This window comes from Streptomyces milbemycinicus (assembly GCF_002154605.1).
GTDB classification, from domain to species: domain Bacteria; phylum Actinomycetota; class Actinomycetes; order Streptomycetales; family Streptomycetaceae; genus Streptomyces; species Streptomyces milbemycinicus.
The window spans coordinates 1-285 of the sequence record NZ_MUNE01001160.1 but is presented as its reverse complement, the minus strand read 5'-3'; the positions used below and the strand labels follow the sequence as shown (position 1 = coordinate 285).

Annotated in this window: 1 protein-coding gene; it reads left to right on the top strand. The window is 66.7% G+C overall.

All coding sequences use genetic code 11. From position 1 onward, the window contains the following. Positions 1-43: 43 nt before the first annotated feature. Positions 44-285: hypothetical protein (locus CCN51_RS51780; protein WP_143676239.1), on the top strand; the 242-nt coding region annotated here is incomplete at its 3' end.

Here is a 285-nt window from a genome sequence, read left to right as displayed (position 1 = left end):
GCCGCCGCAAGCGGATCAGCCCTCAGGCGGGTGGGGTTGGGCCGTGGCGGAGGTCTTCGCCTTGCTGTGGGGCCTGGCGTTGATGGTCTTCTTCGGCTTGCCGACGCACTTCGAGGACGGGCAGCCCCTGACGTTCCGGGAGCTGACCTCGCTCCTCGTCGTCGGTGTCGGCCCTATGCATTGGGGGCTTTCGGAACTGCTTGCCAGGAGACTGCCCAAGAAGACCGCCGCCGTTTCGGCGAGGGTCACGACGGGCGTACTCGTGGTGGTGTACGTGGTGTACAC